This window comes from Pseudoalteromonas phenolica, assembly GCF_005886345.1.
GTDB lineage: Bacteria > Pseudomonadota > Gammaproteobacteria > Enterobacterales > Alteromonadaceae > Pseudoalteromonas > Pseudoalteromonas phenolica_A.
This window is the reverse complement of sequence record NZ_PNEC01000002.1, coordinates 83,756-102,154: the sequence shown is the minus strand read 5'-3', so window position 1 is coordinate 102,154 and position 18,399 is coordinate 83,756. Positions and strand designations below refer to the sequence as shown.

The 18,399-nt window shown below is 39.7% G+C and carries 20 protein-coding genes and 7 tRNA genes; 15 read left to right on the top strand and 12 right to left on the bottom strand.

Features of this window, described 5'->3' with window-relative positions:
• Positions 1–321: 321 nt before the first annotated feature.
• The 3 genes from CWB72_RS20815 to CWB72_RS01455 form a co-directional block, all read right to left on the bottom strand.
• Positions 322–1,047, bottom strand: coding sequence for a methyl-accepting chemotaxis protein (locus tag CWB72_RS20815; protein ID WP_252371468.1), 726 nt, complete (start codon positions 1,045–1,047; stop codon positions 322–324).
• Between the two features lie 10 nt (positions 1,048–1,057).
• Positions 1,058–1,558, bottom strand: a complete 501-nt coding sequence (locus CWB72_RS20810) for a hypothetical protein (protein WP_252371467.1) — start codon at positions 1,556–1,558, stop codon at positions 1,058–1,060.
• Between the two features lie 320 nt (positions 1,559–1,878).
• A complete protein-coding gene (locus tag CWB72_RS01455) occupies positions 1,879–2,247 on the bottom strand; it encodes a hypothetical protein (protein ID WP_138628701.1) in 369 nt (122 codons plus the stop codon).
• Positions 2,248–2,467: 220 nt separating this feature from the next.
• Between CWB72_RS01455 and CWB72_RS01450 the strand changes: the two genes are divergently transcribed.
• On the top strand, positions 2,468–3,370 hold the full coding sequence (locus CWB72_RS01450) for a DMT family transporter (protein WP_130256132.1): 903 nt from the start codon (positions 2,468–2,470) through the stop codon (positions 3,368–3,370).
• Here the strand turns inward: CWB72_RS01450 and CWB72_RS01445 are convergent.
• Entirely contained in the window at positions 3,367–4,152 is a 786-nt protein-coding gene (locus tag CWB72_RS01445) for a hypothetical protein (RefSeq protein WP_138628699.1), read from the bottom strand. The genes CWB72_RS01450 and CWB72_RS01445 overlap by 4 nt on opposite strands.
• Positions 4,153–4,207: 55 nt before the next feature.
• Between CWB72_RS01445 and CWB72_RS01440 the strand changes: the two genes are divergently transcribed.
• Together CWB72_RS01440 and CWB72_RS01435 are read left to right on the top strand one after the other, a co-directional pair.
• A complete protein-coding gene (locus tag CWB72_RS01440) occupies positions 4,208–5,656 on the top strand; it encodes an ATP-binding protein (protein ID WP_138628697.1) in 1,449 nt (482 codons plus the stop codon).
• Entirely contained in the window at positions 5,657–6,343 is a 687-nt protein-coding gene (locus CWB72_RS01435) for a response regulator (protein WP_138628695.1), read from the top strand. It begins immediately after the preceding gene.
• Between the two features lie 43 nt (positions 6,344–6,386).
• Here the strand turns inward: CWB72_RS01435 and CWB72_RS01430 are convergent, their stop codons facing one another.
• Both CWB72_RS01430 and gloB read right to left on the bottom strand, forming a co-directional pair.
• Complete coding sequence (locus tag CWB72_RS01430) at positions 6,387–7,970, bottom strand: lytic transglycosylase (RefSeq protein ID WP_138628693.1); 1,584 nt, start codon at positions 7,968–7,970, stop codon at positions 6,387–6,389.
• 79 nt (positions 7,971–8,049) lie between these two features.
• The gene (gene gloB, locus CWB72_RS01425) at positions 8,050–8,811 is read right to left on the bottom strand and encodes a hydroxyacylglutathione hydrolase (protein ID WP_138628691.1); all 762 of its coding nucleotides are present in this window, start codon (positions 8,809–8,811) and stop codon (positions 8,050–8,052) included.
• Positions 8,812–8,862: 51 nt separating this feature from the next.
• Between gloB and CWB72_RS01420 the strand changes: the two genes are divergently transcribed.
• Positions 8,863–9,615 carry a class I SAM-dependent methyltransferase gene (locus CWB72_RS01420; protein WP_138628689.1) on the top strand — a complete coding sequence of 251 codons (753 nt, stop codon included), beginning with the start codon at positions 8,863–8,865 and terminating at the stop codon, positions 9,613–9,615.
• 9 nt (positions 9,616–9,624) lie between these two features.
• On the opposite strand, the gene rnhA is transcribed toward CWB72_RS01420, so the two are convergent.
• Positions 9,625–10,092, bottom strand: a complete 468-nt coding sequence (gene rnhA / locus CWB72_RS01415; RefSeq protein WP_138484728.1) for a ribonuclease HI — start codon at positions 10,090–10,092, stop codon at positions 9,625–9,627.
• 70 nt (positions 10,093–10,162) lie between these two features.
• On the opposite strand from rnhA, the gene dnaQ reads away from it, so the two are divergent.
• From dnaQ to CWB72_RS01370, 9 genes are all read left to right on the top strand, one after another.
• Positions 10,163–10,873, top strand: a complete 711-nt coding sequence (gene dnaQ, locus CWB72_RS01410) for a DNA polymerase III subunit epsilon (RefSeq protein ID WP_138628687.1) — start codon at positions 10,163–10,165, stop codon at positions 10,871–10,873.
• A gap of 12 nt (positions 10,874–10,885) precedes the next feature.
• A complete protein-coding gene (locus tag CWB72_RS01405; protein WP_138628685.1) occupies positions 10,886–12,250 on the top strand; it encodes a TIGR03503 family protein in 1,365 nt (454 codons plus the stop codon).
• Positions 12,251–12,348: 98 nt separating this feature from the next.
• A tRNA-Asp gene (locus CWB72_RS01400) sits at positions 12,349–12,425 on the top strand.
• Positions 12,426–12,452: 27 nt separating this feature from the next.
• Positions 12,453–12,529: transfer RNA gene (locus tag CWB72_RS01395), tRNA-Asp, on the top strand.
• Positions 12,530–12,567: 38 nt separating this feature from the next.
• Positions 12,568–12,644, top strand: a tRNA-Asp gene (locus CWB72_RS01390).
• Positions 12,645–12,668: 24 nt separating this feature from the next.
• Positions 12,669–12,745, top strand: a tRNA-Asp gene (locus CWB72_RS01385).
• A gap of 27 nt (positions 12,746–12,772) precedes the next feature.
• Positions 12,773–12,849: transfer RNA gene (locus CWB72_RS01380), tRNA-Asp, on the top strand.
• Positions 12,850–12,878: 29 nt separating this feature from the next.
• A tRNA-Asp gene (locus CWB72_RS01375) sits at positions 12,879–12,955 on the top strand.
• A gap of 49 nt (positions 12,956–13,004) precedes the next feature.
• Positions 13,005–13,081: transfer RNA gene (locus CWB72_RS01370), tRNA-Asp, on the top strand.
• Between the two features lie 94 nt (positions 13,082–13,175).
• On the opposite strand, the gene CWB72_RS01365 is transcribed toward CWB72_RS01370, so the two are convergent.
• A complete protein-coding gene (locus CWB72_RS01365; protein WP_138628683.1) occupies positions 13,176–13,901 on the bottom strand; it encodes a glutathione peroxidase in 726 nt (241 codons plus the stop codon).
• Between the two features lie 127 nt (positions 13,902–14,028).
• A complete protein-coding gene (locus CWB72_RS01360) occupies positions 14,029–15,216 on the bottom strand; it encodes a flagellar assembly protein T N-terminal domain-containing protein (RefSeq protein WP_138628711.1) in 1,188 nt (395 codons plus the stop codon).
• Between the two features lie 108 nt (positions 15,217–15,324).
• Between CWB72_RS01360 and CWB72_RS01355 the strand changes: the two genes are divergently transcribed.
• Positions 15,325–15,789, top strand: a complete 465-nt coding sequence (locus CWB72_RS01355; protein ID WP_138628681.1) for an LPP20 family lipoprotein — start codon at positions 15,325–15,327, stop codon at positions 15,787–15,789.
• 12 nt (positions 15,790–15,801) lie between these two features.
• On the opposite strand, the gene flgN is transcribed toward CWB72_RS01355, so the two are convergent.
• The 3 genes from flgN to flgA all read right to left on the bottom strand — a co-directional run bounded on the left by flgN (position 15,802) and on the right by flgA (position 17,321).
• A complete protein-coding gene (flgN, locus tag CWB72_RS01350; RefSeq protein ID WP_138628679.1) occupies positions 15,802–16,230 on the bottom strand; it encodes a flagellar export chaperone FlgN in 429 nt (142 codons plus the stop codon).
• A complete protein-coding gene (gene flgM / locus CWB72_RS01345) occupies positions 16,223–16,546 on the bottom strand; it encodes a flagellar biosynthesis anti-sigma factor FlgM (RefSeq protein ID WP_138628677.1) in 324 nt (107 codons plus the stop codon). The genes flgN and flgM overlap by 8 nt, the downstream gene beginning before the upstream one ends.
• 67 nt (positions 16,547–16,613) lie before the next feature.
• A complete protein-coding gene (gene flgA / locus CWB72_RS01340) occupies positions 16,614–17,321 on the bottom strand; it encodes a flagellar basal body P-ring formation chaperone FlgA (RefSeq protein ID WP_138628675.1) in 708 nt (235 codons plus the stop codon).
• Positions 17,322–17,461: 140 nt separating this feature from the next.
• On the opposite strand from flgA, the gene CWB72_RS01335 reads away from it, so the two are divergent.
• Positions 17,462–18,394 (top strand): chemotaxis protein, encoded by a 933-nt coding sequence (locus CWB72_RS01335; RefSeq protein ID WP_138628673.1) that lies wholly within the window; start codon positions 17,462–17,464, stop codon positions 18,392–18,394.
• Positions 18,395–18,399 lie beyond the last annotated feature (5 nt).

Genomic DNA, 18,399 nt, shown 5'->3' with positions numbered 1-18,399 from the left:
GCGTTTAGGGTGCTAAATCGTCCTGCACAGTGATGAGGTGATGCATTGTGATAAAAAGATGAATTAGCGCAAGGTGAAGAGAGCAGCCTTCACAGTAGCCACTCTCTTCAATCTGAAACACTTTTCATAATAGTTAATAAATAAGGCCTCAACTCAAGCTAAACTAGCTGACTTCACCTTGTGCATAATTCGTCGTTATCAACTTTAAACTAAATCCTAAAAAAGCTCTGCTTCTTGATGGGATAGGTTACGTCTTAGGTCTTCAACCATTTTCGTTAGGTCTCGATTTGCATTTGCCACAGTACGGGATACGTTGTCGATTTACGCCAATTTCTTATAATCGTCAGAAATAACTTGGAGTTGAATTAATGTTTTATGAAGAGTTTCTGATATCTTTGTTTGCTCACTGGCAGAGTCTGTAACTTGCTGGTTTAGACTTTTCATTTGCTCCATTTCTTGGAGAATCTCCTTCAATGCTATTTGTGCATCTTGGCTCTTCTCTACGTTATCAGCTGTTATTTTAATTTCATGCTGCATTGCAGCTACAGCCTGTTTTGATGTAGCATGAAGCTCATTTATAACAGAGGTAATACTCATTGTTGATTTCTGTGTTTTAGAAGCAAGGCTTCTTACCTCATCTGCCACAACAGCAAAGCCTCTGCCTGCTTCTCCAGCTCTTGCTGCTTCGATTGCGGCATTGAGTGAGAGTAAGTTAGTTTGTTCTGCGATAGAACCAATCATATCGAGTACACCGCTAACACTTGCAGCTTTGGATTCTAAAGAGTCGATGACGATCGATGTATTTTCTACCTCTCTAACAAGCTCCTTCATGCTATTAGCCGACAGCTCCATAGTAATTCCGCAGTTATTCGCTTTTTGTGTAACTGGGGTAGTTGATTGCAAAGCTTGTTGAGTAAGCCCTTGCAACCTTAATGCAATTTCAGATAATCCATTAATGGTACTTTCCATAGTTTGAGAACATGCGACTTGTTCTTCTGATCCTCTGCTTATTTCATTACTAACGTGATCTATTCGCTTCAAATGCATCTTCAACTTCTCATTTTACAACAGATATGTTTGAGATAGCTTCAACAATATGATTTTTTATTTCCGTTATGGCTTGACTGAGTTGACCTACTTCATCATTGAAAGGGTAATCCATGTGCAAAACATATTTCCCATTAGAGATCTCAACTGTTTTATCTATTAAGTTTCGAAGAGGTAAGATAATTGCTTTGTGTATAAAAAGTAGAATACCGACTATTGCAACTATCGCTATGAAGAATGACATTATTGGATAGACAGTCATAACAATAGATTGCTGTTGTTCTAGGTTGCTTTGGACCTCAATAAAGTGCTTAGTTACTGCGCTTCTTTTGTCTATAAGTTCTTGAGCAAAATCTCTGTCAATGCCTCTTACCATTGTATCGCCTTGTTTATAGTTTTTATTTAGAACAAAGCTCCTCTGAGCTTTCTCATAAGCTTTTAGCATAGCTTGGTGCTGATTAATAAATCGAGTAGTCCAACCTCCTTCTTCAAAAGTTTGCAGTTGCTTCAAATCTTTCTGCACACTTTTATGAAGAGAAAGGAATTCTTGCCAATACTTTTCTTCATTTCTGAGTAGAAGGTTTTTCCATGCTTGAACTTAGCTTTTGAAAGATGATTCTGCGTTGGAAATTAGAGTAATGCGTTGCTGGCTTTTGTTGACTAAGAAATAGTAATCCCAAATCAAAAATTCAAGTTTTAAGATGCTGAATGTATTTGCAACTAAGATTAAAGAAATACCTAAAATTATAGGGACCGCAACCCTACTTTTTATTCATACCACTCACCACTAGATTTGGGTTTTAAAAGTGTGAGTGACATTCTTTATTTTATCTAATTCGTATTCGAGTTACTTACTTTAAGCTGGTTGTAAGTTCTGAGGCTCATAATCATTAAAGTCGCAGCAATTAAGGCGCTTACCATATGGTGAATAACAAGATGACTGGCCAGAAATGTAGGAACATCACTGAAGTCGTCAATAAATAGCATTTTTCCGATAAAAGCAATGTAAACGCTGGTGTGCCCCCAAAGTGCTATTTTAAACTTTTTACTAAACCTAATTATCAATAACTCTGAAAGTTTTTTGTGCATGACTTTTAAAAGTAGCAAGCCAATAAAAGCAGTCACTACAGATAATATGCCAAAGCCAAGAATTGATAGTTTGAAAAGAACAGCGGTGATGATATAGACGGTAATTGTCATGTTTCCTCCGAATGAAGGGTCATGATATTAAAAATTGCAGATATGTCTATCAGATGTATATGTTGATTAAAGCAGTTATTATCTTCATTAAAGCAGTTATTATCTTCATTAATGTATCGTTACATAAAACTGTTTGATAAGACTAATATAGCGATAACATTTGAGCATTTTAGTCAGTATAATTTCGCCCTCTTCAATGTTTTATTCCCAAGGAAAAGTTATGCCCGTGCAGGGGTCGTATCTATTTGTGATCTTAGTTTGGTCAACAACACCGCTTGGTATTGTCTGGAGCGCCGAGACTATGCCACCGACACTAAGTGTTTTTCTACGTATGTTGATTGCATTGGTGCTTGCCATCATCACTGTGTTTACTCTAAAAATACATGTGCCGTGGTCGAAAAAGTCCTGCTTGTTATATTTCTATTCTGCTGCTGGCATAGTAGTGGGTATGCTTTTCAGCTATTTGGCAGCTCAGACTGTGCCTTCCGGTGTGATTTCTCTTGTGTTTGGCCTTGCGCCAATAATCTCGGGTCTTTTTGCGCAAAAAATATTATCAGAACACGCTTTTACACCCGTCAAACTAATTGCCTTATTGTTCTCTATACTCGGCTTGTTTTTAGTGTGTAAAACGCAAATTCAGCAATTGGATGTACCTGTTGAAGGGATTATCTATGTGCTCATGGCAGTAACAAGTTTTAGTTTAAGTGGCGTCATGATAAAGACAGTACCAATTGCAATCCACCCAATGGCAACAACGCTAGGAGCATTGGCATTTGTGACGCCTGTTTTTGCAATGATTTGGTTAGCAGCAGGTGGTGAGATTAATTATGAGCAATGGCAAATGAAGTCTATTTTAGCAACGGGTTACTTGGCACTTTTTGGCTCATTGTTAGGGTTCTTAGCTTATTTTCATGTGCTGCAAAAATTACCGGCAAGCACAGTTGCCCTGACGACTTTGATCACCCCTGTTTTTGCAGTAAGTCTGGGCGCGTTATTGAATGATGAAGTTTTAACGTCATCGCTTTTAATTGGCGGCACTATGATATTGCTTAGCTTATTTCTTTATCAGTTTGGCGATAAGTATATCAAACGAAACAAGCTAGAAGCGGTTGAAAAGGCCTAAATCTTCAAAAGTGTACACACGGTTTCAACACGTGTCTGAAAACAGCTAGCGATGAGTAATACGCGTTGATGCACATTGTCTAGCTGTTCATTTACTTTCTCCTTAACTAAAAACTGACATATCGCATGTAATAGACCCGGTTCGCTTTGCTGAGACGTTTTTGACTGTATTTCAATAAGGGCTAAAAGAGCAGTAAATTCATGATCTGGCAATGTGGCTAAGTTATGATTAAATGCAAGATAACAATCGATAGGGCGCATGCTTTGATGATTCTTATGCCCAAGAGCGTGAGCAAGTGATTCATTTCTTTCAAATAGCATAAGAGACCTTAAAAAGTTAAACGGCCATTGTGTTTGCTGAGCGTTAGAGCAAAGCGCATGAATAACCGTGTTGCCTTGTCTGTTAGCTTGCTTATAGCCCTCAATTTCAGTGAGTGCATTCGAGAAAAATGCCAGTCGCTCTAGTGTATTAATGCCAGTGATCAGCCCTTCAGGAAGTACTTCTTTTGTTGTAATTAGCTGTTTGCAAAGGTCTTGAAAGAATATGTAGGTCTCTTGGTTCTTTATTGCCTGCTCGAAACAGAACTTTAATACAATCACGCAATCAGAGTCGCTAAGCTGGCTATAAAACTCAGGCAGTTTATCTACTTGTTGTGACTTTATATAAGAAATGAATCTCTGAAGTGTTTGGTTTTGCACTGTATTCGGGAACTTTTTTAAATTTAGTTTATAGTAGCAAATTCGAGGCTTAGGAAAAGAGTTAACTGCGCCTGTTACTTCCACATTCTTTACACATTCATGGCAGAACATGATCTTGAGTCAATTTCTTGAAGTTAAAATGAAGACGCTTAGATTACCTATTCGCATAAAAATATTAATTATGCTGCTTTTAGCTAATTCAACATTGGTGTTGGCTATATTTGTGGCTAATCAGATAGCATTTGATAAAAGCTTTTCTGACTATGTACAAAGTCAAACTAAAGCGCGTCTCGAGCCAGTCCTTGAAGCCTTCCAGCAAACAATGGAATCGCAACAGAGTGTTGACTGGCTAGATAGAAGATCGCCACATTGGAAAAACTTAATGCGAACTTACCATCAAGTAAGTGCTGCCAATGAGGCCTTACCTAAAAAACGTCCAAAGACTAGCAAGGAGATGCGCCCACCTCCTCGAGGAGAGCGAAGAGGCAGGGGGCCCTCGGATAAACTATTTTTCAAAGCACAAAATGGTAAGCTGTTAGTTGGTAGGCCTGCAATGGTTAAAGATGCCCTTTGGATCCCTGTGTATTGGCCAGAGAAGGAAAGAGATAAAATTGGCTATATAGGTGTTGAAAATGGCTCGATGGTAACGGGAAAGTTTGAAACACTATTTGCCAAGCAGCAACGTCAACACTTTGTTGTCATTGCTATTATTGCCTTTGTGGTGACCTGTTTATTATCTATCCCTTTTAGTAAATATTTAGTTAGGCCAATACTTGCATTAAGGCAAAGAACAAAGAAACTCACCAGTGGGGATTACTCGTTATCAAAACAAATCATTCGCAGAGATGAATTAGGTCAGCTTGAAAGTGACATGAATTTGCTGGCAAAAACATTGGCTGATAATTTGACTGCTCGACAACGTTGGATAGCTGATATTTCTCACGAATTAAGAACCCCGATTGCTGTCATTAAAGCTGAAATTGAGGGCATGATTGACGGTGTCATAGAAGCAGATGAAGCGCAACTTGATTCATTGCATGCAGAGATCATACGACTTACCAAATTAGTAAACGATCTTCACCAGCTTTCGATGTCAGATAGGGGGTCGTTGTCCTATGAAAAGTCGCAAATGGTACTGCCTGAACTTATAGAGCGCAGTCTTGAAAAAAGAAAAAGTGAACTTAGTCACTTTGATTTACAGCTTGATTTCAGCCCCAGATGCTTCTTGTTCTGTGATGCACATCGTATAGGACAGTTATTCGATAACTTATTGCAAAACACTTTACGTTATACGGATGCATCGCCAGAAAACAAGGGGATGTTAGACATTAAAGTGAACAGAATTGGGCAAGGGGTCCAAGTTATATGGCAAGATAGCAGTCCAGGAGTAGGGTCTGAACAGCTGTCACACCTCTTTGATCGACTCTACAGAACAGACTCAGCCAGAAACCGTAAAACAGGTGGTTCAGGGCTTGGTTTGGCGATATGCCAGAATATTATTATGGCGCATAATGGCGAAGTTCACGCAGAGCAAAGTAAGCTTGGTGGATTAAAATTGACGATAGAATTCAAATATAAGGAAAATTAAATGGTGACTGCAGATTCGGTCCTTATTGTTGAAGATGAAGAAAAGCTGGCTTCGATTTTAGCAAAATACTTATCAGCTTCAGACTTTGAATGTCATGTCGTTACTGATGGTGGCGAAGTAATGACAGCATTTGAGCGCTATAAGCCCTGTATGGTGCTGTTAGATATCATGTTACCTAACGTTGATGGTATAACTTTGTGTAAGCAGATCAGGGCTCAAAACCAGACACCCATCATTATGACGACAGCTAAGGTTGAAGAAATTGATAGGTTAATTGGTCTTGAAGTTGGTGCGGATGATTATGTCTGTAAGCCTTATAGCCCAAGAGAAGTTGTAGCCAGAGTAAAAGCGATCATGCGTCGAGTAAATTATACTGCAGAGCAAAACCAAGAAGCTCTTCATGGCTTAGAAGTTGATGAGCAAACATTTATGGCAAGGTTCAACAATGAAAGCATTGCACTCACACACGTTGAGTTTCTATTACTTAAAGCCATGTATGTACACCCAGGGCGTAATTTCAGTCGTGATAAACTGATGGATCATATTTATTCAGACGACCGGATAGTCAGCGATAGAACGGTTGATAGCCACATCAAGAAACTTCGTAAAAAATTACAGAGCATTGCACCTGAAGCTAATTTTATTCATTCGATTTATGGAGCTGGCTATAAGTTCGAGCCTATCTAAAAAGAAAAGCACCTACAGGTGCTTCTCTTTTTAGTGCATCTTTTTAAGATGTGCGTTTTACATCGACTTTTAGCTTTAACTTTTGCCCCGGCTGAAGATATTTTTGTCCAGATAAGTTATTCCACTCAACAATTTCTTTTACCGTTAAGTTAAATTTTGAAGCAATACGAGCTAAAGAATCACCACGCCTAACCTTGTAAGTAATGGTTCGGGTAGTAGAAACTAATCCGGTAGGTTTGCTTGCTTCTTTTGTTTGATAAATTGTGAGCTTTTGGCCGAGCTTTAATACGCTGTTGGTTTTTAGCTTATTCCAGTTAGCAAGTTGCTTTACTGTTACATCATACTCTCGGCTGATATCCCACAATGTGTCACCAGATTTCACCGTATGTGTTTTCTTAGCTCGAGTAGATTTATTCGCGGCAACTCTGACTGATTCTGGTAAGTGTTCACTATTGATTTTTCCATCGCTTAGAGGAACAAGCAGCTTTTGGTTAACACGGATAATGTGGGTCTCAAGCTTATTAAGAGATTGAATGGTTTTACTACTCGTCGAAAACTTTTTAGCAATCACAGATAGAGTGTCACCGCGTTTCACCGTGTAGTATTGCCAACGCAATCTGTCTTTTACTGGTGTTTGTGCGAGTTTGTTTTTAAATGCATCCGCTTTATCACTGGGGATCAGTAATTGGTGCGGACCGTCAGGTGCGGTTGCCCAGCGGTTAAAACCAGGATTTAAACGGTATAATTCAGTGAGGCTTAAATCAGCCATGTCAGCGGCAAGCGCTAAATCAATTTGTGAGCCGACATCGACAATCTCAACTACCTGCGCATTAATAATTGGCTTCCAAGTAACATTGAACTCTTCTTGTCGTTTTAACAGATCTGATAACGCCAATAACTTAGGTACGTAAGCCGTCGTTTCTCTTGGTAAATCAAGCGACCAAAAGTCAGTTGGTAAATGCTTTTTACGATTCTTTCTGATGGCTTTTAAGACGCGCCCTTCACCTGAGTTGTATGCTGCAATGGCATTCAGCCAATCACCTTCTAAAGTTTTATGCAGATAACTCAAATAGTCTAAAGCTGCACGCGTTGACTGTACTATGTCTCGGCGACCGTCATACCACCAGTTCTGATGTAAGTTAAAACGCTCTCCCGTCTGTGGCATAAACTGCCAGATACCTGACGCACTTCTATGCGAGTAGCCGAATGGGTCGAACGCACTTTCAACGATGGGAAGTAGAGCTATTTCGATTGGGATTTGGCGTTTTTCTACTTCTTCAACAATAAAATATAGATACGGCTCTGCACGCTTTGATATACGGTCTAGATATTTTTGATGGCGTTGATAATAGTTTCTCTCAGCCACAACAGGGCGGTTTTGCGGCACTGGAATTGAGAGTTGGTAACGAATACGTTCCCACACATCATCGAATACAGGAGCCGGTTCGTCTGCTTCTACTGGTTCTGTGATTGAATTAGCAAGCGCTTCGCTAATATCTAGAGGGCTTGCTAGGTTTTCATTAGCAGCCGTATTGGTGATCTCTGATTGATCTTTTGGTGTGTCAGTTAGGGTTTGACAACCCGTTAACAAAGAGAGCGTTAAGACTAAACTTGCAGACTTTTTCATAGTGATTCATATTCGAGCAAAAACCGCTCGATTCTACAGATTCTCTTGCGTTATTTAAAGTAATCACATGGTAACTTGGTTAAAATTCATCTTTCCAAGCCCTTAAAGCTGCAAATTTTTGCCAGTTTTCATTTGTATCTTGAATTAAATGCTTAGGTACATGTACAAGGCTATTTTCTTCAGAGGCTCTTAAAAAGGGATTTACAGCCCGCTCAAGGCCAAAATGTGTCGGTAAACTTGGCTGATTATCATCTCGAAGCTTTTGTACTTTTTCGATATACGCTAATAAGTCTGCATTGTTAGGTTCAACAGCTAAAGCAAATTTAAGGTTGGCTTGCGTGTATTCATGGGTGCAGTAGATTAGCGTGTCATCGCTATATTCGCCAAACTTTGCTAAAGAATGCCACATCATTTCAGCATCGCCTTCGAATAATCGACCACAGCCAGCACTAAACAAGGTATCACCGGTAAAGCAAAAAGCATCATTTATATAACAAATGTGATCTAAAGTGTGCCCTGGCGTTGAGATGATTTTAAAGTTTATATCAGCAACGGTTATTTCGTCACTGTCATTTAATTTGTGTGAGATACCCTCAAAAGGGGAGTTCTCAGGGCCATAAACAGGAATGTTTTTGAACGTATTAAGTAAAGCCTTAACGCCATTGGTATGATCCCAGTGATGGTGGGTGATTAGAATACCAGCCAGCGTTGTGTGAGTTTGTTTTAAATAATCAAATACTGGTTCAGCTTGCCCAGGGTCAACAACCCAGACTTTATTTTCTTTTTTCAACGCCCAGATATAGTTATCAGAAAAAGCTTTAATTGGATCAACTTGCACCATAAGTATTTGCTCTATAAAGTGTAGATGGGTTTAGTATAACGAGCATCAATAATGAAACCAGCATTAAGTTTTCGGTCTGGACCAAAACCATTAACTTGGTCTGACTTTCCACATGGCGATTATATAAAAGTCGGCTTAGAGCGAAGAATGAAAGCCTGGTTACCGAGGATGTTTGGATATCACTTACTAAAACTAGGCTCATTAAGTGGTCAGCTTGATACATCAAAATGTGTGATCCCTCATCAAGTAAATGTATCTCCCAACCAATGTAAGAAAACCAGTGTGGTTGCTGAAACTGATGAACTGCCTTTTTCGGAGCACAGTGTTGATGTATGTGTGCTGGCCCATAGTTTAGAATATGAAAGTGATCCTCATCATATTCTACGTGAAGCGCATCGTACTTTAATTCCTGGTGGTTACTTGGTTATTTCAGGGTTTAACCCATTCAGTTTGTGTGGATTGGCGAATTTATTGCCGTTTAGCTCACAAAAACTGCCCTGGTCAGGGCGCTTTTTTACACCTGCTCGAGTAAAAGATTGGTTAGATTTATTAGGGTTTGAAATAATCAGTGATGAGCGCTTTGTCTATGCGTCGTTGGCACGTGGCAGCCGTTTATCCCGTTTTGCGCCTTGGCGGCGTTTTTGTCGCCACTATTTAAAACCTATGGGCAGCTGTTATATGCTGGTGGCACGAAAGCGGGTCGCACCTTTAACACCTATTAAACCTAAGTGGCACGCAAGGCCTAAATGGGCACCTGCGGTTAAAAATGCGGGGCTGAGACAAACTAGAGACAAGTCTCACTAACAACAAAATTTAAGCTGCTTGATATCCTTCATCTTCAAGCAGTTTTGAACTACCCGCAGCTTCTCTAGCCAAGTCATCTACGATTTCATTATATTTATTGCCACTGTGACCTTTTACCCAACGCCACTCTATGTCATGTCTTTGACAGGCCTCATCTAGGCGCTTCCATAAATCAACGTTTTTAACTGGCTTCTTTGCGGAAGTAAGCCAGTTACGCTTTTTCCAACCTGCAACCCAAGACTCGATGCCTTGTTTAACATATTGGCTGTCGGTATGTAGTACGACTGTGCAAGGTCGTTTAAGGGTTTCGAGTGCAACAATGGCAGCGAGCATCTCCATTCTATTATTGGTAGTGAGTTTGTAGCCCTGAGAAAGCGTTTTTTCATGACCTTGATAATGAAGATAAATGCCATACCCACCAGGTCCTGGATTGCCTAAACATGAACCATCGGTATAAATCTCTACGCTTTTTTGCACGAATTAGCCTGTTTTTATGTAGAATAAAGTGATTAGTTGCTAACAATAGCAAAGTTAACAGGCAGACGATATGTTAAAGAGACAAATAGTCCTAGATACTGAAACCACAGGTATCGATCCGAAAGCAGGCCATAGGATCATTGAAATTGGGTGTGTTGAACTTATTAATCGCCGTTTAACAGGAAATAACTTTCATGTGTACATCAATCCTCAGCGTGATATTGAAGAGGAGGCAATCGATGTCCACGGTATTACCAATGAATTTCTAAGAGATAAGCCGCTTTATCATCAAGTAGCGCAAGAGTTCTTTGAGTATATTAAAGGGGCAGAGCTCATTATTCATAATGCACCGTTCGATGTTGGCTTTATGGATAACGAATTTGCGCTGTTACAGCAAGGCTACCCCAACACTCACGAATATTGCGAAGTGTTAGATACGCTTGTGATGGCGAGAAATCTGCACCCAGGTCAGAAGAATAGCCTAGATGCATTGTGCCGACGTTATGATATCGATAATTCAAAACGTACCCTGCACGGCGCATTACTGGATTCCGAGATTTTAGCTGACGTTTATTTAGCGATGACGGGCGGTCAAGTAAAAATGAATTTGGCAAATAATACCGAAGACACATCGCAAACTGATAACACCAGTATTAGACGTTTGGCTGATAACCGTCCGGCACTTAAAGTTGTTAAAGCTTCTGCCGATGAAGTAATAGCACATGAAGAAAGGCTGAAAGTCGTTAATAAAAATGGCGAGACTCTTTGGCAACAAAATTAAGGTAAATTTTATATGAAGCGATTATTGTTAGTGCTGCTCTTATTGTTTGTTCATGAATGTATTGCACTTACAACAACCCCATCTATTACGTTGTTGAAGAATAATCGCAAAGTAAATGAAGTTCCGCTGTTAGATAATCGCTTCCGTATTGATCATAAAGTTGAAAAGATCACTTTACTTTTCTTTCGTAAGCCAGGCTCACCAGCGGTCATCTTAGTCAAACCTGATGGCAGCAAATACTATGCACATCACGCAATGAAAGATGAGCAGTTGGAATGGTTTGATGAATCAAGTTATGACTTAATTACCATTGAAAACCCAACGCCAGGTCCTTGGCAAGTCATAGGTAGAATCCAGCAAGACAGTCGGATTATGGTGTTGGGAGATATCGAACTAGTTGTTGAGCCTTTGCCTGCATTGATGTTTCGAGGCGAAACGCTGAAAGTTACAGGTAAAGTGACAAATGATGGAAAGCCTATTGATGTTGGTTACTTTAGAGATGTCGTCAGCCTTATTGTCGAGTTTGTAAGTACTAATAATGACCTTTATGACAATTTTGGTGCAGGAACTAAAAGTGTTACAGAGTTTAAGGACGATGGTAGAGACTTTGACGAACGCCCGATGGATGGTATTTTTACCGGAGAGTTTAAACTTGTTTTCCCAGCAGGAGAATGGCAGCCTGAGTTTCATATAGAAACGCCCATTCTTAAACGTCGAGTAGTTCATGCGCCAATTGTCATAGCTGAACCGCCATTTGATTATCAACTGTCACTCGGTCGTAATGCTGCATCAAGTCATGAGCTACTTATTAATCTTGATCAAGATATTATTAAACCTGAAACCATCATCTTCCAGGGGAAGATCTATTACCCTAATGGTGAGGAACAAGTTTTTACACTCGACCCAGAAGCTCGCTTGTACCGTAAACTTGTAATTAGTAACTATGATTGGGGTCGTTACCAAGTTGAATTATCTGTTTTTGGGGAAAACATAAACGGTCGTGAGTTTATGGCTAAGTTACCTGTTTATAATTTTGAAATAGAAAGGTCGATTGAAAAAGTTCCTGAGTTACAAGCGCCAAAAGTAAACCCTATACTTTCTCAGCTCCCCCCGGCAGAACCTGAGCCGACAATGAGTACCGGCTTATTAATTGGCATAATTGCTCTAGGTAATATTCTAGTGATGTTACTTGGCTGGCTTGCCATTCGTATTTTTGTACAAAATAAACCAATCAAAATTAAGCTGTCCTTGCCGTCATTTAAGAAAAAGAAAATATCGGATGAGGACGAAACAGAGAATAAAAATGAGAAAGAATCAAATGGTTCAAAAAATGACAAATCAGGTGATATTTTGAACCTTTCTATGGATGGTGACTAAAAAAGGCTGTTTTTTTAAAAAAAACAGTTGACTCTAAACAGGTCGATTCGTATTATTCACGCCGCTGTCAGGGAGCAACCTGACAACAAGAATAACGCGGAGTGGTAGTTCAGTTGGTTAGAATACCGGCCTGTCACGCCGGGGGTCGCGGGTTCGAGTCCCGTCCACTCCGCCAATTATTCTAAAATTTGTAAGTCGCGCTGGAGTGGTAGTTCAGTTGGTTAGAATACCGGCCTGTCACGCCGGGGGTCGCGGGTTCGAGTCCCGTCCACTCCGCCAATCTTACAAAACGCCTTTAGGCACCCTTTCCTATGTGTGGAGTGGTAGTTCAGTTGGTTAGAATACCGGCCTGTCACGCCGGGGGTCGCGGGTTCGAGTCCCGTCCACTCCGCCAATTAGGAAAAGATTAAAACTCAGTGGAGTGGTAGTTCAGTTGGTTAGAATACCGGCCTGTCACGCCGGGGGTCGCGGGTTCGAGTCCCGTCCACTCCGCCAAGGTTTTAATCGAAATTATTTGCTCGTGGAGTGGTAGTTCAGTTGGTTAGAATACCGGCCTGTCACGCCGGGGGTCGCGGGTTCGAGTCCCGTCCACTCCGCCAATGCAAATGAAAAAATAAGATATCTATGCGGAGTGGTAGTTCAGTTGGTTAGAATACCGGCCTGTCACGCCGGGGGTCGCGGGTTCGAGTCCCGTCCACTCCGCCATTTGATATCTAAGAGTCAAATATGTGGCTCTATAAATACCCACCACTGCGGAGTGGTAGTTCAGTTGGTTAGAATACCGGCCTGTCACGCCGGGGGTCGCGGGTTCGAGTCCCGTCCACTCCGCCATTTACTCTTCAATATAGACGTTGTCATCAAAACCTCTACTTTTTACTAAGTTAAGCAATAACCTCCTTGTTATTTACTTTGATAAATTTATAAATTAGAAATACGACAGAATAGCCTTTGAATCACCAATATACTTTCCTGCCTTAAATGCTTGTGGCACAGTTTCTTGGCCTGAGATCGCTTTTAAACTCGTCAGGCTAGCATCACGGCCTAGAACAATCTCTTCAAATTGAACGCCTTTACTCTTTAGGTGAGTTTTCGCTTTTTCACAGTATCCACAACCAGGTTTTGTAAATAGACTAATAGGTTGAGGCTTTTCGCACTCTGGGTTGATGTAATCAAGCATGGTATCAGCATCAGATACTTCAAAAGGGTCGCCAGGTACATCAGGCTCAATAAACATTTTTTCAATAACACCATCTTTAACCAGCATAGAATAACGCCAGCTTCGTTTACCAAATCCTAAATCAGCCTTATCTACAAGCATACCCATACCAGCAGTGAACTCTCCGTTACCGTCAGGGAGTAGGGTGATATTGTCAGCTTCTTGATCTTTCGCCCAGGCGTTCATAACGAAGGTATCGTTTACTGATAAACAAATGATGTCGTCTACGCCGTTTTGTTTGAACGCATTTGCTAACTCGTTATATCGCGGTAAGTGTGTAGACGAACAGGTTGGGGTAAATGCACCAGGAATTGAAAATACAACAACCGATTTCCCTTTAAATAAGTCATCGGTTGTTACTGTCTTCCAATCATTGCCGATACGGGTTGCAAATGAAACTGACGGAATTGACTGTCCTTCTCTATTTTCTAACATATTAATTTCCTCTTAAATGAATACACCTATTATCAATCTTAAATGAACGAAATAAAGTGAGTAAAACGAATAAGGGCAATCTAAAAAGTAGATTGCCCTTATATAAAGTTAAAGTTTGATAATAAGCTTAGTCTAAAGTGAATGATTCAGGCTCATTAATTATGACTTTTACTATATCATTGAGTTGAATGTTGCTAAGAGGTCGATCGCTCAGGTTTCTAGCTATTGCACTTTGCATATTCACTTGCTCAATGACAATTTGTTCAATGGTATTTCTTTGATGAGCAAACTGGATCCCATTGGCAGCCGTTAAATTACTTCTATACAAAATCGCAAGCGTTTGACCAACTTCAAGTCCATGGCTTTTGCCTAGATTAATGACGACTCTGTCTTGATCAATCATTAGGATCTTACCTGACGTTTCTAAGCAGCTGACAGCAGTATTTAAGTCTTGGCTTAGTTTGCTGTATATGGTTTGTATTTTTTGGCCATAGTCAGTCAGCCAAAACTTTTCGCTTTCTACATCGACAATATCCGTTTTTTTAAATGGCCAAATACCTTGTGTACTGTAGTGCTGCATCCATACTTGCTCTTTTGACTGAGCATCGTATAAAGAAAAATCAATTTTGAAATTACGCATATAAGCATCATCTTGCCAGAATGCATAATCATTATTCATTTTGCGACTTTCTGTGATATCTGTGATTTGACTCAGTAACACAAATTGGCTGTTGCTGTTTTGACTTAAAGACTCAATTAATGAAGCGTTATAATCAAATTGTTGTGCAAAGAAATCGCGCACATGAATCTTCTTATCAATATACGGGATCATTTTGACGCCATTTTTTCTTTCATTTAATGTGTTAAACAACCTTTGAGAGCCCGCTTTTGGAAAGTCAAAAATTTGACCTAACCTTGCTTGACTAGGCTGTACAAGTTGACTTTGCGTGACAGTTATTTGTTTATTGAATTGGGATTCAATACATTGGCTTTGTTGTGAAACAATATCTAAATGCAAAGTGACAGAATATTTATCACCTTGTTGTTGTTCATTAATGAGATTCACATGTTGGATCTGTCCATGCGTCTTTATTTTTAGCTCGTCCTGCTCTAATACGCCGTCAGCAACTGTCTGAACGCTGCTGACGGTTGCTCCTGAAAATATAAGGGCTTGGGTTATCGCATCTTTCACAGCAGCTTGTCTGGCAATGGTAGTATTACCATCAACAATTCCGCCATACCCTATCACTTCAAACCATTCAGCTCGCACATGTGTACTTATAATAAGTAGCGTTATAAATAGTATTTGTTTCATCACATAGATCTCAAACTGTACTTGATAGTTGAATTAGCAATAGCTATACCATCTTTTTTGGCGCGAAAAATGCATTGATTAAGAGAAGGGCATAAGAGGTTACATAGAATGAAAAATAGACAATCAATTTTTCTATTAGTAGGTGGGTTACTTTTATCTACTGGCTGCAGTTCAGTTTTTGATAAGCAAATAGAGTATACATACGAAGAGCCAGACTACTACCCTGTGTTAAGAGCTGTCGGTTATGCACCTTTGAGTAGTCAACCTGGTGAGTCAGACTCGCAGAAAATGTTAATGGCAATCAAGGTATCAAAGTTAGAGGCTTACAGGGAGCTCGCAGAGCAAGTTCATGGACAAAAGCTGAGCTCCACAATGACTGTAAAAGGGGCTATCGCACAAACTGATGGGCTTTCAAGTAAAGTGGGCGGTTTAATTAAAGGCGCTAAAATTGTAAAAACGTATTCTGTGGGAGATACTTACGCAACTGAGTTAGAGCTTGATATGAAAAAGGTACATGAACTATATATCAGTACAATTAAACCAAGAAAGGTTAAAAGAGTTATTTATTATTAAGGTAATGGTTGACTAGGCTTTAATATTTTTAACAAGCTTTGCTTCAGCATTGATAACAGCACCGTCTTGTCCATAGGTAACTGAAGATGGTGCGCCAATTAATATATTTTTTAATTCTCTTACGGCCAGATTAGCTTGGTGTGCTGCCTGAGCATTGACATCATTTTGTTTTTTACAGTTAAGTAGTTTTTCGTTTATAGACTTAGTGATCGGAATAATGGCTTCATGGGAGAATAATTCAGAAGCAAAACCAGAAAGTTCTTTATCAAGCTTTTGTATCGCATTTAATAACATCAGCTTTTCTCTGGCAATTTCTTTAAGCCCGTCACCTTTTCGACTAGAAAGCGCATTAAGTTCAGCATCAAGAATTAGGGTCAAATCATTTAGTTGCTGAAGTTGGCTTTCTAATTTATGTTGGCAAAGAGCTACTTGATTATCCATAGACATCAAACTCGAATGCTGCAATATTTTTTGCGAGTTTTTCAGCATCTACCTGATACTTACCTTCGCTAATGGCTTTTTTAAGCTCATCAACTTTCTTGCTATCAAAAGCAGGTTGCTGCTGCGCTTTTTCTTGTAAGCTCTTAAGTTGTTGCGCTTGTGGCGTTAAGCTTACAGAATCAGTTGCAGCCTTTTGTGGTGCTTTTGCGGAAACAGCGGCTTGATTAGCATCCGATTTTTGTAATTCAGCTTTTTGTTGCTTAATATTATTAAGCGTGATGTTGGACTGAGGTTGCCCTTTTACATTATTAACCATGAAAATTGACCCTAAAATTACTCATGCCTTTATATCGGCCCATTAGTGTATAACTTTAGCAAAAAAATTAAATATTAACCTCTACAGATTCTATATCTTTTACTCTTGCTGAGATAGTTTTTCCAGACTTTTGATTTTTAACTCTTATTTGCTCACCAATGTTTCCATCTTGGAGTGCAATCCCTGTCGTTTTTATTGTTAGAGTACGAGTTTTAGCATAGATGGTTACGTTGTCGCCTTTGCAGACCATGCAGATATGATGTAGTCCGATGGATGCTCCAGTTCTTATTACTCTTTTACTTCGGCTACCAATAAGATTTTCTTCCGTGTCTAAATTACTGGCCCTGACAAAATGTTTTGGTTTGAATTCTGTGGTTATCGATTCTGCCGTTATCAGTTCACCTTTATTGATATTTTGTGTAGTCACAATTACAGGGAAGAGCTCTTCAATTCTTACATGCACAAATTGTGTCCAAGATGCAAGGTCTTCACATTTTATACGCACAGTAACTTGGCGGTTAAAAGGGGGGGTTGCATTTGAAGAAAAAAGTAAAGGAGAGGCGCATTTTCTGGACTTCAATCTATTATCTAAAGGGAGGGCATTTATTTCGATACGAGTGCCCACTTTAAACTTAATCTGATCCCTTATATAGGTTTCAGCACCAGTTTCGAGTTGTTGGTTTAAATAAACTTGAGCTTGACTACTTAGGCTGGTCACAAAACAGGCGAGTGCGCAAAAAATCTGATATGTTTTGGTTTTTTTTAACAAACTCATGATGTTTCGACTATGCTTATTTGGAGAAACAAGGTATAAAGATTGTGCGTGAAATATAGTATTGCATCAAGGTTAATATCAATTTATTGCCTTAGTTTGTAGTATATTTAGCCAAGATGACCGAAATGTAGGAGATTGAAATGGCAGGTGTTTTAGACTCGGTAAACCAGCGAACACAGTTGGTTGGGCAAAACCGCCTAGAGTTGTTACTTTTTCGACTGAGAGGTCGTCAAAGATTTGGCATTAATGTATTTAAAGTAAGAGAAGTGCTGCAATGTCCGCCGCTTACGAGTATGCCAAAATCTAATTCCTACATTAGAGGTGTTGCACATATACGTGGTCAAACCATCTCAGTCATAGATATGTCATTGGCTGTTGGCGGCCCTCCAATCGAAAATATTCAAGATTGCTTTATCATTATTGCTGAATATAACCGCTCAGTTCAGGGATTTTTAGTTGGTGCAGTAGAGCGTATCGTTAATATGAACTGGGAAAAAATCATGCCTCCGCCAGATGGTGCTGGTCGTTACTCTTATCTTACTGCCGTTACAGAAATTGAAAATGAGTTAGTTGAAATTTTGGATGTTGAAAAAATCCTTAATGAAATTTGCCCTGTTAATACCGAAGTAAGCGAAGACATTGTGTCAGATGGAGAGATGCAAAAAGACTTAGGTGAACGCATTGTATTTATTGCAGATGACTCTGCTGTTGCTCGTAACCAGGTAAAGCGTGCCCTTGAACCTCTTGGTGTTCAAACTGAGCTTGCTAAAAATGGTAAAGAAGCGTTAATACGTCTGAAAGAAATTTCTGAAGAAGATTGTCAAAATGACATTACAGAGAGAGTAGCGCTACTAATCTCTGATGTTGAGATGCCTGAGATGGATGGTTATACATTGACAGCAGAAATTAAGGCAGACTCTAAACTCGCCCCTTTGCACGTTATTCTTCACACTTCCTTAAGTGGAGTATTCAACCAAGCAATGATTGAAAAAGTTGGTGCAGACGACTTTATTGCTAAGTTTAACCCTGATGAATTAGCTTCAGCGGTGAAAAAATGGGTTCATTGTGATTAGGTAAC